Annotated in this window: 4 protein-coding genes (1 of these 4 only partly in view); 1 reads left to right on the forward strand and 3 read right to left on the reverse strand. The window is 75.4% G+C overall.

The window, feature by feature from the left end:
- A protein-coding gene (locus OIM89_RS29230; RefSeq protein WP_264491745.1) for a type I polyketide synthase crosses the window boundary here: on the forward strand, positions 1–7,341 show its 3' end. Its footprint begins 24,552 nt before the window's first position; 7,341 of the gene's 31,893 nt are visible here — the last part of the coding sequence; its start codon lies beyond the left edge, outside the window; it ends in the stop codon at positions 7,339–7,341.
- A 701-nt stretch (positions 7,342–8,042) separates the two neighbouring features.
- Here the strand turns inward: OIM89_RS29230 and OIM89_RS29235 are convergent.
- The 3 genes from OIM89_RS29235 to OIM89_RS29245 all read right to left on the reverse strand — a co-directional run bounded on the left by OIM89_RS29235 (position 8,043) and on the right by OIM89_RS29245 (position 15,398).
- Complete coding sequence (locus OIM89_RS29235) at positions 8,043–8,885, reverse strand: ABC transporter permease (RefSeq protein WP_030696803.1); 843 nt, start codon at positions 8,883–8,885, stop codon at positions 8,043–8,045.
- Between the two features lie 97 nt (positions 8,886–8,982).
- Entirely contained in the window at positions 8,983–9,990 is a 1,008-nt protein-coding gene (locus tag OIM89_RS29240) for a daunorubicin resistance protein DrrA family ABC transporter ATP-binding protein (protein ID WP_030696804.1), read from the reverse strand.
- 176 nt (positions 9,991–10,166) lie between these two features.
- A complete protein-coding gene (locus OIM89_RS29245) occupies positions 10,167–15,398 on the reverse strand; it encodes a type I polyketide synthase (RefSeq protein WP_226964899.1) in 5,232 nt (1,743 codons plus the stop codon).
- Positions 15,399–15,420: the final 22 nt, after the last annotated feature.

Genomic DNA, 15,420 nt, shown 5'->3' on the forward strand with positions numbered 1-15,420 from the left:
GTGCCCGCCGTGGTCGTGCTGGACGCTTCCGTCCCGGCCGACACCGACGTGCCCGGTTCGGTGCGCTCCGCTCTGGACGCTGTGCTGACCGTGGCACAGCGCTGGCTGACCGAGGAGCGGTTCGCCGCCTCCCGGCTCGTCGTGGTGACCCGGGACGCCATGCCCGTGGGCCCCGGCGGCGACCCCGCCCCAGGCGACGTCGTCCAGGCCCCCGTGTGGGGTCTGGTGCGGGCAGCACTTGCGGAGAATCCGGGCCGGTTCGCTCTGGCCGATGTCGCCGTGGACGCGGACGATGCGGCGGTGGAGCGTGCGGTCGCGGCTGTCCTCTCGGGCGAGGCCGAGGTGGCCGTCCGGGACGGCGTGGTCCTCGTACCGAGGCTGACGCGGCTGACCGCCGACGCACCCGCTGCCGAACTGCCGGTGTCCGTGCCGTCGCTGGATGGTGAGGGTGCGGTGCTGGTGACGGGTGGTACGGGTGGTCTGGGTGCGGTGATGGCGCGGTATCTGGTGGCTGAGCGTGGGGTGCGGGATCTGGTGCTGGTGTCGCGGCGGGGCGGGGACGCCCCGGGCGCGGCGGAGCTGGCGGCGGAACTGCGTGAGGCCGGTGCGGCGGTGGAGGTCGTCGCGTGCGACCTGTCCGACCGTGAATCGGTCGTGGACCTCGTCGGCTCTCTCGTCTCCGGGCGCGGGCTGCTGGCCGTGGTCCACGCGGCCGGAGTCGGTGACAACGGGCTCCTGGGCTCCCTCACTCTCGACCGGTTCGACGCGGTGCTGGGTGCGAAGGCCGATGCGGCGTGGTGGTTGCACGAGGCGACGGTGGGTGTGGAGCTGGCTGCGTTCGTGCTGGTGTCGTCGGCGGGTGGTCTGGTGCTGACGGCGGGTCAGGGTAACTACGCGGCGGCCAATGTGTTCCTGGACGCGTTGGCGGCGCGGCGTCGGGCCGAGGGCCTGGTGGCCACGTCCATGGCCTTCGGGTTCTGGGACGTGGGTGCGGGGCTGGGGGAGTATCTGTCGGAGGTGGACCGGCGCCGGATGGCGTCGCAGGGTCTGCCGTTGCTGTCGCACGAGGCGGGGCTGGAGCTGTTCGCGGCCGGCCTGGACCGGGGCGAGGCGACCGTCGTGCCGCTGCGCGTCGACACCGCCGCACTGCGCACCCGCACCGACGAGATCCCCGCCCTCCTGCGCGCGCTGGCTCCCGCCCGCCGCGCCACCGCGGCCTCGGGTTCGGCTCCTGCGCCGGGCCCGGACGACTCCCCGTCCCGCAGGCTCGCCGAACTGCCCGCGCCCGAACGGCACCGCGCGGTGCTGCATCTTGTACGGTCGCAGGTGGCGGCGGTGCTGGGGCACGGTTCGGCGGAGGCGATCGGTGCGGACCGGGCCTTCCAGGAGCTGGGCTTCGACTCGCTGGCCGCGACCGAGCTGCGCAACCAGCTCAACACGCTGACCGGACTGCGGCTGCCCGCCACCCTCGTCTTCGACCACCCCAACGCCCTCGCCGTCACCGAGGTCGTAGAGGAGGAACTCGCCGCCGCCCACCCCGCCTCCGGCGCGGACGGCGCCACCGGCGACGACGACGGGGTGCGCCGCGCCCTCTCCGCCATCCCGGCCCGCCGCCTGCGTGACGCGGGGCTGGCGGAGACGCTGCTCGAACTCGCCGCGGACTCCGACGAGATGTCCAACACCGACCGGGACGCCCTGCTCGCCGCCTTCGACGGCGACGACGAGGACGACGCGTCCGGACCGTACGACGAGAGCGACGGCGCGGCCGAGACCGCCGGGACCGGCACGGCCACCGGACCGGGCGCCGACGCGCTCCGTGCCGCCCGTGCCGAGACCGCCCGGCTGCGCCGCGACAACCGCAGGCTCACCTCGGCCCAGCACGAGCCCATCGCCATCGTCGGTATGGCCTGCCGCTACCCGGGCGGCGTCAGCTCGCCCGAGGACCTCTGGCGCCTGGTCACCTCCGGCGACGACGCGATCGTCCCGTTCCCCCAGGACCGCGGCTGGGACCTGTCGATCCTCCGCGACCCCGACGGCGACCACCCGGACGGCCTGTACGCCCGGGAAGGCGGCTTCCTCGACGGGGCGGCCGACTTCGACCCCGCCTTCTTCGGCATCTCGCCGCGTGAGGCGCTCGGCATGGACCCGCAGCAGCGCCTGGCGCTGGAGATGTCCTGGGAGGCCCTGGAGCGGGCCGGGATCGACCCGGCCTCGCTCAAGGGCAGCCGGACCGGCGTCTTCACCGGCGTGATGTACCACGACTACCCGGGCAGCGACGGCAACGGCAGCGTGGTCACCGGCCGCGTCGCCTACAAGCTCGGGCTGGAGGGCCCCGCCGTCTCCGTCGACACCGCCTGCTCCTCCTCGCTGGTCGCCCTGCACCTCGCCGTGCAGGCGCTCCGGCAGGGCGAGTGCTCCCTGGCGGTCACCGGTGGTGTCACCGTGCTGTCGACGCCGGCCGTGTTCGCCGAGTTCGGCCGCCAGGGCGGTCTCGCCCCCGACGGCCGCTGCAAGTCCTTCGCGTCGGCGGCCGACGGCACCGGCTTCTCCGAGGGCGCGGGCTTCCTCGTCGTCGAGCGGCTCTCCGACGCGGTGCGCAACGGCCACGAGGTACTCGCCGTCGTCCGCGGCTCCGCCGTCAACCAGGACGGCGCGAGCAACGGCCTCACCGCGCCCAACGGCCCGTCCCAGCGCCGCGTCATCCGGCAGGCCCTGGCCAACGCCCGGCTCGCCGCCGACCAGGTCGACGTCGTCGAGGCGCACGGCACCGGGACCACCCTGGGCGACCCCATCGAGGCCCAGGCGCTCCTCGCCACCTACGGCCAGGACCGCCCCGAGGACCGGCCACTGCTGCTCGGCTCGGTCAAGTCGAACATCGGGCACACGCAGGCCGCCGCGGGAGTCGCCGGCGTCATCAAGATGGTGCTGGCGCTGCGCAACGGGCTGCTGCCCGCCACGCTGAACGTCGACGCCCCCAGCGACCAGGTCGACTGGACCACCGGGTCGGTGGAGCTGCTGACCGAGGCCCGGCAGTGGACCGGCTCCGGGCGCCCGCGCCGCGCCGGGATCTCCTCCTTCGGGATCAGCGGCACCAACGCCCACGTCATCGTCGAGCAGGCGCCCGCGGTCCCGCCGGCCGGCGGGACCGCGACCGGCGCGGACGGCGGTGGCGCCGCCCCCGTCGTCCCGTGGCTGCTGTCGGCCCGTGACCGGGACGCCCTGCGTGCCCAGGCCGAGCGGCTCCTCCACCACCTGACGGGGGACCACCCGGCCGCCGGCGGAACCGAGGCGCCGCGCCCGCTGGATGTCGCCTACTCCCTGGCCACCACCCGTACCTCGTTCGAGCACCGGGTCGCCGTCACGGGCGCCGGCCGGGACGGGCTGCTGGCCGCGCTCGGCTCCGTTGCCCGGGGCGAGGAACCGGCCACGACGACCGGTGAGGGACTGCTCGCCCTCCTCTTCCCGGGGCAGGGCTCCCAGCGGCTCGGCATGGGCCGCGACCTCCACGAGCGTTTCCCGGTGTTCGCGGAGGCGTTCGACGCGGTCTGCGCCGGACTCGACGAGCACCTGGACCGCCCGCTGCGCGAGGTGGTCTGGGGCGACGACGAGGACGCCCTGAACGCCACCGCCTACGCGCAGGCGGCGCTCTTCGCCCTGGGAGTGGGCCTCCACCGGCTCGTCGTCTCGTGGGGCGTCACCCCCGACCTGGTGGCGGGCCACTCGATCGGCGAGATCGCCGCCGCGCACGTCGCCGGGGTCTTCTCGCTGGCCGACGCCTGCGCCCTGGTCGCCGCGCGAGGCCGCCTGATGCAGGCACTGCCGGAGGGCGGCGCGATGGCCGCCGTCCAGGCCACCGAGGAGGAGGTGCTGGCGCACCTCACCGACGGGGTCTCGGTAGCCGCCGTCAACGGACCCACGTCCGTCGTGGTGTCGGGCACCGCCGAAGGCGTGGAGAAGGTGACCGAGGCCCTGCGGCAGCGCGGTCGCCGGACGACCGCGCTGCGCGTCTCGCACGCCTTCCACTCGCCGCTGATGGAGCCGATGCTCGCCGAGTTCCGGGCCGTGGTCGCCGGCCTCTCCCCGCAGGCACCCGTGACGCCCGTCGTCTCCAACCTCACCGGGACCACGGCCCGCGCGGAGGAACTGTGCTCCGCCGAGTACTGGGTGCGACACGTCCGGGAGGCCGTCCGCTTCGCCGACGGCGTCCGGGCCCTCCACGAGGCCGGTGCCACCCGCTACCTGGAACTGGGCCCCGACGGCGTCGCCTGCGCCATGGCCCGCGAGTCCCTGCCCGAGTCCGCCGTGACGGTCGCCGCCCAGCGCCGCACCGTGCCCGGCGAGCAGGCACTGGTCGAGGCGGTCGCCCGGCTGCACGGCCACGGCGTCCGCGTCGACTGGCCCGCGTTCTTCGCCGGCCGTGGCGCCCGCCGGGTGGAGCTGCCCACGTACGCCTTCCAGCGGCGCCGGTTCTGGCCCGCCGGGATGATGCCCCTGGGTGCCGGTGCGGAGGCCGCCGGGCTCGCGCCCGCCGGCCATCCGCTGCTCGGCGGCGCGGTCGAACTGGCCGGCACGGACGGCCACCTGTTCACCGGACGTCTTTCCCAGGGCACCCACGGCTGGATCTCCGACCACCGTGTCATGGGCGCCGTCCTGGTGCCCGGCACCGCCCTGCTGGAACTCGCGGTCCACGCGGGCGGCGTGCTCGGCTGCGACCGGGTGGAGGAACTGACCTTGGCGGCCCCGCTGGTCCTGCCCGAGCAGGTCACGGTCCAGGTGCAGGTCGGCGTCGGCGCCCCCGACGAGGAGGGCCGGCGCGGGATCACCATCCACTCCCGGCCCGCCGACGACTCCGGCGCCCCGTGGACCTCGCACGCCGAGGGCACCCTGGCCGCCGGACCGGCGCAGGCCCCCGCCACCGACTTCGACGCCACCGTGTGGCCGCCGGAGAAGGCCGAGCCGCTCGACACCACCGGGCTGTACGAGCGTTTCGAGGACGCCGGGTTCGCCTACGGGCCCGTCTTCCAGGGGCTGCGTGCAGCCTGGAGCCGCGACGGCGAGGTCTTCGCCGAGGCGTCGCTGCCCGACGGCACCGACGGCGACGCCTTCACCCTGCACCCGGCGCTCTTCGACGCCGGCCTCCACGCCACCGCCCTGGCCGGTGACGGCGGGGAGGCCGGAGGCACCGGTGGAGTCCCCTTCTCCTGGAACGCGGTCTCCGTGCACGCCGTCGGCGCCTCGGCCGTACGCCTGCGGCTCTCCCGCACCGACGACGGCACCCTCGCGATCGCCGTCACCGACACCACCGGCACCCCGGTCGCCTCGGTCGGGTCCCTGGTGACGCGTCCCCTCTCCGCCGGGCAGTTCGGTGGCGCGGGCGGCGCGGGCCGCGACTCCCTGTTCCGGCTGGACTGGGTGGCGGCCGGGGACCTCGCCACGCGGGACGCCGAGACGCCCGGCCCGGTCGCTGTGCTCGGCCCGGACACCGCGCTCCTCGGCGACGGCGGCCTCCTCGCGGAAGCCGGGACGGAGGGCGCGGCCGGCCTGGCGGACCTCGTCACCGGCACCGGCCCCGAGGACGACGTGCCGCCCGTGGTACTGCTGCCGGTCACCACCGCCCCGGAGGCCGGGTCCGGCACCGGGGACCTGGCCGCCGCCGCCCACGCCGCCACCGCCCGGGTCCTGGAGACCCTCCACGGCTGGTCGGCCGAGGAGCGGTTCGCCGCCTCCCGCCTGGTCGTCGTCACCCGGGGCGCCTCCGACGGCGCCGACCCGGCCGCCGCGGCGGTCTGGGGGCTGGTCCGCGCCGCGCAGGCGGAGAACCCCGGCCGGATCACCCTCCTCGACCTGGAGCCCTCGGCCACCTCTCCGCTCGGGATGTCCGCCCTGCGGGCGGCGCTGGCCTCGGGCGAACCGCAGCTCGCCCTGCGCGAGGGCCGCCCGTTGGCACCCCGCCTGGTGCGCGCGGCGACGCCCGCCGACGGCGACGCGGCCGGCTGGGACCCGGAGGGCACCGTGCTGATCACCGGCGGCACCGGCGGCCTCGGCGCCACCGTCGCCCGCCACCTGGTCGCCGAGCACGGGGTCCGGAGCCTGCTCCTGGTCAGCCGTCGTGGTCCGGCCGCCGAGGGGGCCGGCGAACTGGCCGCCGCGCTGGAGGAGTCCGGCGCCCACGTCACCGTCGCCGCCTGCGACGTCGGCGACCGTACGGCCGTCGACGCGCTGCTGGCGGACATCCCCGCCGACCGCCCGCTGCGGGCGGTGATCCACGCGGCCGGCGTCCTGGACGACGGGGTCCTCGACTCCCTCACCCCGGAACGCCTCGCCGCCGTGCTGCGGCCCAAGGCGGACGCCGCCTGGCACCTCCACGAGGCCACCGCGGGGCTCCCGCTCGACGCCTTCGTGCTCTTCTCCTCCGTCGCCGGCACGCTCGGCAGCGCGGGACAGGCCAACTACGCGGCGGGCAACGCCTTCCTCGACGCGCTGGCACGCCACCGCCGGGACCGTGGACTGCCCGCGGTGTCGATGGCCTGGGGCCCGTGGACCCGGGGGAGCGGCATGACCGGCGAGCTGACCGAGGCGGACACCGCCCGGATGGCGCGGGCGGGCATGCCCCCGATCGACCCCGAGCAGGGCCTGGCCCTGTTCGACGCGGTCACCGGTGCCGCCGAGCAGGAGCCTGCCGTCCTACCGGTCCGGCTCGACCTGGGGGCCCTGCGTTCCCTGGGCGAGGTGCCGCCGCTGTTCCGGTCGCTGATCCGGACCCAGGCCCGCCGTGCCGCCTCCGACGGGGGAGCGGCGGCCGCCGCCGGCCTCACCCGGCGCCTCACCGGCCTCACCCGGGCCGAGGGCGAGGAGGTCCTGCTGGACCTGGTACGCGGCCAGACCGCGACCGTACTGGGCCACGCGGGCCAGGCCGACGTCGAATCCACCCGTGCCTTCCAGGACCTGGGCTTCGACTCGCTGACCTCGGTCGAACTGCGGAACCGGCTCGGCGCGCTCACCGGCGTGCGGCTCCCGGCCACGCTGCTGTTCGACTACCCGACGCCCGGCGAACTCGTCGCCCACCTGTACACGCGGGTGGCCCCGGCACCGGCCGGCGGGCCGGCGGTGGTCCTGGCGGAACTGGACAAGCTGGAGAGGGCCTTCGCGGGCGCCGAGGTCGGAGCCGAGCTCTTCGACCAGGTGGCGGGCCGGCTGGAGGTGCTCCGCAGCAAGTGGCAGGAGCTGCGGGCCGAGGCACTCAAGGGTGCCGATAAGGCGGAGGAGGAGTCCTTCGACTTCGACTCCGCCTCCGACGAGGACATGTTCGACATGCTCGACAACGAACTCGGACTCTCCTGACCGCAGAGTTCGAGAACGAACGGCCCTGGGACCGGCACCGCGGTGCCGGTCCCAGGGCCGTTCTCCTGCCCGCCGTCCGGAACCGATGGGGCCCGATTCTGCCCGTTCTCGACCTGACGCGGACTGCTTCTCTGTGGGGATGCGGAGCCTGCCCCGCTGGTCAGGGAGTTTCGGGCGTGGCCGTGTGCGTTCCGTGCGCCCCCCGGCACGTGAGCCGTGCCCGTTGCGGGCAGGGAGTGACCGAGCGGCTCCAGCCTCGCGGTGGGGATCACCACCGCCCGGTTCCGGGGTCGCCGCAGTGGGTTCCGGACGCCGTTGAGCCGGGCGCCGAGGCCCTCTCAGGGACTCCGGACGAGCGCTCCTGACAGAAACGGGACAGATATCGGAGTCTCTCGATCCGTTTGGGCGCGGAACCATGCCCGTTTTTGCCCGCCGTTTGGGACCGGTGCACCGGGGCACACCTCGGTACGCTCCGGCGTTCCGCAGCCGCGGACCGCGCCGACCACCGTGCGCTGCCCGTTCGGGTGCCCGCGCTGTGGTCCGGACGGGCGCCGTCGGGGAGCCAGGTACGGTCCGGAGCCGCCTGTGTCCTCCTGCCAGGCGCTGTCTCAGCCTCCTTCGGGCAAGGAAGAGGGCCCGTGGACGCGAGAGGCGTCCACGGGCCCCGTCCCCGCACACACGGGGGGAGTTCGTGCGGGGAGTCAGAGAGGCCGGCGGAAGCCGCGTACGGCGGCTGCCATGCCGGCCAGCGCGATCACGGCGCAGATCACCACCGCCGGGATCGCGTGGTCCAGGCCGGGCACGTCCAGCGCCAGTGCCCGGGTCGCGTCGATCGCGTACGTCAGGGGATTGACGCTCGCGACCGCGCCCAGCCAGGCGGGCAGGTCCGCGACCGGGACGTAGGCGCTGGAGGCGAACATCAGCGGGAAGATCACGATCAGGGCGAGGTTCTGCAGCGGCTCCGCCCGCCGCAGCCAGGCACCGGCCGCGATGAACGCCCAGCCCAGCGAGAAGCTGATGAAGAGCGTCAGCCCCGCGGAGAGGGCCAGTTCGGCGGCCCCGCCGTTGGGGGAGTAGCCGAGGACGGTCATCGCCAGCGCCATGATGACCGCGATCTGTACGGCGCTGCGCACCAGGCCGACCAGGCTGCGGGCGGCCAGCAGCGCGCCCGGGTGGACGGGCAGGGAACGCAGCCGGGCCACGATGCCGTTCTTCTGGTCCTCCACCAGGCCCACGCCCGACTGCATCGCCGACTGGGCGGCGTTGTCCACCAGGACAGCGGGCAGGACGTAGTCCAGGTAGCTGACGCCGTCCGGAAAGTGGGGCGGCATGCCCATCTTGCTGAAGACCTGGGTCAGCACGAAGAGGATGACCACCGGCTGGATCAGGCCGAAGAGCACGATGCCGGGGTCGGTCACCATGGCCCGCAGGGACCGCCCGGTGAGCACCCGGATCTGGGTGAGGAGTGAACTCCCGCCGAAGGCCGGCACCGCCGCGGGCCGTGGCACGGCCGGAGGCAGCGGCGGGGCGAGCTGAGTGGTCAAGGGGTCCTCCGTGAAAGGCGTCGTCGGCCGGCGGCAGCGCCCGCCGGGATGTCGGGGCGTGGGAGGGGGGGCCCGCGGCGGACGGGGTTCCGCGCCGTCATGCCCGGGCCCGGACGGCGGCCTGCTCGGCGAGGGTCAGATACACGTCGTCGAGCGTCGGTTCGCCGAAACTCAGCTCGCTCGCCTCGACGCCGGCCTGGTCCAGGCTCCTGATGATGTCGGCGATCTCCCGTGTGGCGTCGATCGGGACGACCACGGTGCGGGCCTCGCCGTCGACCGGGGCGAATCCCGCCCCGCGCAGCGCCGTGCGCGCCGCGCTCACCTCCTCGCCCGTCTCCAGCGTGAGCGTCACCGTGCGGCGCCCCACGGTGGCCTTCAGCTCGGGCGCCGTGCCCGCCGCGACGACCCGGCCCGCCGAGAGCACCGCGATCCGGTCCGCCAGCCGGTCGGCCTCCTCCAGGTACTGCGTGGTCAGCAGCACCGTGGTGCCCTGCTCGACCAGCCCTTCGACGATCTCCCACAGGTTGATGCGGCTGGAGGGGTCCAGGCCGGTGGTGGGCTCGTCGAGGAAGAGCACCTCCGGCGCGCCGACCAGCGACACGGCCAGGTCCAGGCGCCGCCGCAGCCCGCCCGAGTAGCCGCTCGCACGCCGGTCCGCGACCTCCGTCAGCCGGAACAGCTCCAGCAGCTCCCTCGCGCGCACGCGGGCCGCCCGGCGCCCGGCGCCCAGCAGACGGGCGATCAGCACGAGGTTGTCGTACCCGCTGAGCTGCGCGTCCACCGAGGCGAACTGTCCGGTGAGCCCGATGCGCCGGCGGATCTCGGCCGGCTTGTCGGCCACGTCGTACCCGGCGACCCTCGCCCGCCCCGACGTGGGCGGCAGCGCCGTGGTGAGGATGTCGACCAGGGTGGTCTTCCCGGCGCCGTTGTGACCGAGGAGTCCCAGCACGGTGCCCCTCGGGACGGCGAGGCTGACCGAGTCCAGCGCGTGGACCGTGCCGTATGCCTTGCTGACGCGCTCGGCCTCGATCATCAGATCGCCGGAACCGGCGGCGCTCACGCCCGGGGCGGGCAGGGTGGCGGGGGGCAGGTGGAGCCCGTTCATGAGGGGTACTTCCGCTCGTGGGTCTGTGAAGGGTGGGCGACCGGCGGACCGCCTGGCGGGGCCGCGTTCCGGTTGGGGCGCCGGAGCAACGGGACCCGTCCGGAACGTGGTCGGTCAGAGGTCCCCGACGGCTCGCCCGGGGCGAACGCCGCCGACGAGCCGTCGGGCGGGGAGAGTCACGGGGCCCCGCCGTCCATGAGGCGGAACAGCTCCTCGTCCGAGGCGTCGTCCAGATCCAGCGGACCGCTCGCGACGGCCGCCGTTCCGGTGGCCGACGGAGCCCACCGGCCGGCGAGGGACCGCAGCCGCGCCGCCGTGTCCGAGTCGACCTCGGCGCCCGAGACGAGCAGCGCCTCCAACTCGTCCACCAGGGACACGGCGTCCCGGCGGCCCGGGACCGCACTCCCCCGCAGCGTCTCGCCGATGAGGCGGACCACGGCCGTGGGGGTGGGGTGGTCGAAGATCAGGGTCGGGGGAAGCCGCACGCCGGTGACGGCGGTCAGCCGGTTGCGCAGCTCCACCGCCGTGACGGACGTGACGCCCAGTTCGGTGAAGGCCGTGCCGGTCCCGGCGCGGGAGATCTCACCGCCGGTCACCGCCGCCAGCTCGGTCCGCACCACCTCGGTGACCAGCGCCTCCGCCTCGCTGTCGGACAGTCCCGCCAGCCGTTCGGCCAGGCCCGGACCGGTGCCGGCCGCCCGGCCGCCCGGCAGGGACAGCTTCGCGACCGCGGAACCGGACGAGGCCAGCCAGTACGCCTCGTGCTGGAAGGCGTAGGTCGGCAGCGGCACCGCGCGGGCCTCCGGCAGCACCGCCCGCCACTCCACGTCCAGGCCGAGCGCGTGCAGTCGTACGGCGGCGGCCAGTGCCGCCCGCTCCTCGTCCGCGTCTCCCCGCACCACCGGCTCCACGGCGGGACCGTCGCCGGCCTCCGGTTCGCCCAGGCACTCCTCGACCATCGGGGTGAGTGCGGCCTCCGGGCCCAACTCGACGTATATCTCGGTGCGTTCCTCCGCCAGATGGCTGATCGCGTCGGCGAACCGGACGGTGTCCCTGGCATGACGTACCCAGTGGTCCGGGTCGCGGGCCTCCTCGGCGGTGAGCGGCCGTCCGGTGACGCCGGAGACCAGCGGCACCTCGGGCGCGGTGAACGACAGCCCGGCGACCGTCGCCCGGAACTCCGCGAGCATCGGCTCCATCAGCGGCGAGTGGAAGGCGTGGCTGACCATGAGGCGACGCGTCTTGTGCCCGGCGGCGGAGATCTCCGTGACGACCTCGGCCACGGCTCCCTCGGTGCCCGACAGCACCACGGAACGCGGGCCGTTGACGGCGGCGACGGTGATCCCGGCGGTGCGTCCCGCCAGGAGCGGCAGGATCTCCGCCTCGGAGCAGCGCACCGCCGCCATGGCGCCGCCCGGCGGCAGTGCCTGCATCAGCCGCCCCCGCGCGGCGACCAGGGCGCAGGCGTCCGCCAGGGAGAGCACTCCGGCCACGTGGGCGGCGGCGATCTCGCCGACGGAGTGACCCACCAGCCGGTCGGGGACGATCCCCCACGACTCCAGAAGCCGGTACAGGGCGACCTCGAACGCGAAGAGCGCGGGCTGGGCGTACCCCGTGCCGCCGAGGAGCCCCGCCTCGTCGCTCTCCGGCGCGGCCCACATGACCTCGGTCAGCGGCCGTTCCAGCAGCGGGTCGAGGAGTGCGCACACCTCGCGCAGAGCCGTGTCGAAGACCGGGAACGCGGCGGCGAGCCCGCGCCCCATGCCGAGCCGCTGGCTGCCCTGTCCGGTGAGGACGAAGGCGGTCGCCGGGGCGGGGCCGAGCGGGCCGCGGACGACGCTCCCGGGTGCCTCGCCACGGGCGAAGGCGTCGGCGGACGCGACCAGCGCGTCCCGGTCGCCGCCGGTCAGCACGGCGGTGCGGGGGTGCAGCGCCCGGGTGGTGAGCAGGGAGTACGCGAGGTCGCGTGCGGACACCTCCGGGTGCGCGGCGGCGTGTGCGGCCAGGCGCCGGGCCTGGCCACGCAGCGCGTCCGCGTCCTTCGCCGACACCAGCCACGGCACGGCGGCCCGGGGGGCGGCGGCCCGCGCGTCCGCGCTCCGCTCCGTGCCGGCGGCGGGCACGGGTGCCTCCTCCAGGACGAGGTGGGCGTTGGTGCCGCTGATGCCGAAGGACGAGACGCCCGCGCGGCGCGGCCTGCCTTCCTCGCGGGGCCAGTCGCGGGCCCGCGTCAGCAGCTTCACGGTGCCGGGGGACCAGTCCACCCGGGAGGTGGGGTTGCCGGCGTGCAGGGTGGCCGGGAGCAGGTCGTGCCGGAGGGCCAGCACCATCTTGATCACGGCGGCGGCGCCGGCGGCGGCCTGCGTGTGTCCCAGGTTGGACTTCACCGAACCCAGCCACAGCGGACGGCCCTCCGGCCGGTCCCGCCCGTAGGTGTCGAGCAGCGCCTCGGCCTCGATGGGGTCGCCGAGGGCGGTACCGGTCCCGTGCGCCTCGACCACGTCCACCTCGGCGGCGCGGACACCGGCGTCGGCAAGTGCCTGCCGGACGACCCGGCGCTGGGCCGGGCCGTTGGGGGCGGTGAGCCCGTTGGAGGCGCCGTCCTGGTTGACGGCGGAGCCGCGGATCACCGCGAGGACCGGGTGGCCGTTGCGGCGGGCGTCGGAGAGCCGCTCCAGCATCAGCAGGCCGGCCCCCTCCGACCAGGCGGCTCCGTTGGCTCCTTCGCCGAAGGACTTGCAGCGGCCGTCGGGGGAGAGGCCCCGCAGCCGGGAGAAGCCCACGAACGCGGCCGGGGTGGCCATCACGGCGACGCCGCCGGCCAGCGCCAGGTCCGACTCGCCGGAGCGCAGCGAGCGGCAGGCCAGGTGCAGGGCGACCAGCGAGGACGAGCAGGCGGTGTCCACGGTGAGCGCCGGACCGCTGAGCCCGAGGGTGTAGGCGATCCGCCCGGAGAGCGCGCCGCCCGCGGTGCCCACCGGCAGCAGGCCCTCCAGCTCCCCGGCCGGGTCGGACGCGCCGGCCGCGTAGTCGTGGTACATCGCACCGGTGAACACACCGGTGCGGCTTCCCCGCAGGGTCCGCGGGGCGATGCCGGCGCGCTCCACGGCCTCCCACGCCGTCTCCAGCAGCAGCCGCTGCTGCGGGTCGGTGGCGAGGGCCTCCCGCGCGGACATCCCGAAGAAGCCGGCGTCGAAGTGGGCCGCGTCGCGCAGGAACCCGCCCTCGCGCGCCACCGAGGTGCCCGGAGCGTCGGGATCGTCACCGAAGAGGGCGTCCAGGTCCCAGCCACGGTCCTCGGGGAAGCCGGACACCGCGTCGACGCCCTCGCGCAGCAGCTCCCACAGCGCCTCGGGGGAGGTGGCGCCGCCGGGCAGGCGGCAGGCCATGGAGACGATCGCGACGGGCTCGTCCTCGGAGGCGGCCGTAGCGGAGCTCTCCTCCCCGGCCGGGGAGGAGAGCCCGGCCAGTTCCCGGGCGAGGGCGGCCGGGGTGGGGAAGTCGAAGGCGAGGCCGGCGGGCAGCGGCAGCCCGGTGGCCTCGGCGAGCGCGTTGCGCAGCCGTACGGAGGCGACCGAGTCCAGGCCGTGGGCGCGGAAGGTGGTGTCCGGCCCGATCGGACCGGCAGCGGCAGGCAGCGCGCCGTCCTCGACGGGCACGTCGGCCAGCACCTCGGCAACCGCGGCGACCACCAGCTCCAGGGCTGTCCGGAGACCGGGGCGCGGCGCCCCGGCGGGCGAGACGGCGGTCCGCTCGGCGGCCTCGGCGAGGTACTGCTCCAGCGCCCGCCGGTTGATCTTCCCCGCGGGAGTGCGGGGCAGCTCGGGAAGTGCCACCAGCTCCAGCGGGATCTTGTACTCGGCGGTGCCCAGGCCCCGGAGATGAGCCGTCACCTCGTCGAGCCCGACCGTGGCGCGCGGGCGCGGTGCCGTACCGTCCGCCGGTGGGGCGGCCGGTCGTTCGGTGACCACCAGTACCGGATACTCGCCCAGACGCGGGTCGGGCGCGGCGACCACGGCGAGCGGGCCGATGTCCGGCAGGTCCGCGAGGAGCGCCTGGATCTCCACCGCGTTGAACTTGCGGCCGCCGACGTTGATCAGTTCGGCCGACCGGCCGTGGAAGGTGACCAGGCCGTCCTCGCCGGTCGAGGCGAGGTCGCCGGTGCGCAGCCAGCCGTCCTCCGACACCACCGACCGGGTCAGCTCCGGCTCGCCGAAGTAGCCACGGAACATGCTGGGACTGCGGTAGTACAGCTCGCCGGGCTGCCCGGGCGGGCACGGGGCGCCGTCCTCGTCCAGGACGCGCATCTCGGCGTCGCGGGTGGGCCGGCCGACACTGCGGGAGACCACCTCCGGCGCGTCGGCGGAGAGGCTGCTGGTGCCGTTGCCGACTTCCGACATGCCCCACACCACCACCAGTGTGGTGTCCAGGGCCTCCCGCACGTCGCGGACGAGCGCAGGGGGCAGGGCGGCCCCGGCGGTGAGGATCCGGTCGGGCCGGAAGCCGGGCCCGTCCGCGTCCTCGCGCACCCGGGCGACCATGTCGTGCAGCTGGGCGGGGACCGCGACCACCACGCTCGGCCGCTCCCGGCGGGCCAGTTCCAGAAACCCGCCGGCGTCCCACCCGGACAGCAGCACCTGGCGGCCGGCGCGGAAGAGCGCCGAGTACGCCGACTGGAGGCCGAAGCAGTGGGTCAGGGGGCACGCGGTGAGCAGGGTGCCCGCGTAGGCGTCCGCGGTGTCCTCGGTGGCGGCCCGGGAGTTGGTGAGCAGCCCCTCGTGCGAGTGGAGGCAGATCTTGGGCCGCTCCGAGGTGGTGCCCGAGGACGGCAGCAGCAGGAACGGCGAGTCCGGGCGCACCTCGACGGGCAGCGGGTCCGCTCCGGACCACCGCTCCAGCATCTCGGTCACCGTCTCGGTGCCCTCGCCCGCCAGGTCGCCCGTGACGAGCACGGCGCGCAGCTCGGGCAGGGCCTCGCGCAGCGCCGGGCCGGTGAGCGGCCCCCCACCCTCCTGCGTCCGCGCCGGCAGGACGACGGCGGCGGGCCGGACCCGCTCCAGCAGGGCCCGGACGTCCGAGGGGGCGTTGCCCTGGTGCACCGGCATCGTGACCGCCCCGACCGAGGCGGCGGCCAGATGGAGCGTCAGGTACTCCCAGCTGTTGGGCAGGTGCAGGGCCACCACGTCACCGGAGCCGACGCCGGACTCCTGGAGGCCGCGCGCCAGCGCGTCCACCGCCGTCCGCCAGGCACTCCAGGTCAGGGCGTACGCTCCGTCCACCAGGGCCACGGCGTCGCCGCCCCGGTGCACGGCGTCGGCGAACACCCGTGGCAGCGTCAGCCCGTCCAGGGCCCTGCCGGTGGTGCCGGGCGGATCGGTCACGTAGTCGTGTGCGTGGACGGGCACCATCACTCCCGGATGTCGAGCGTCG

Origin of the sequence: Streptomyces sp. BI87 (assembly GCF_025957665.1) — a bacterium.
Lineage (GTDB): Bacteria > Actinomycetota > Actinomycetes > Streptomycetales > Streptomycetaceae > Streptomyces > Streptomyces albidoflavus.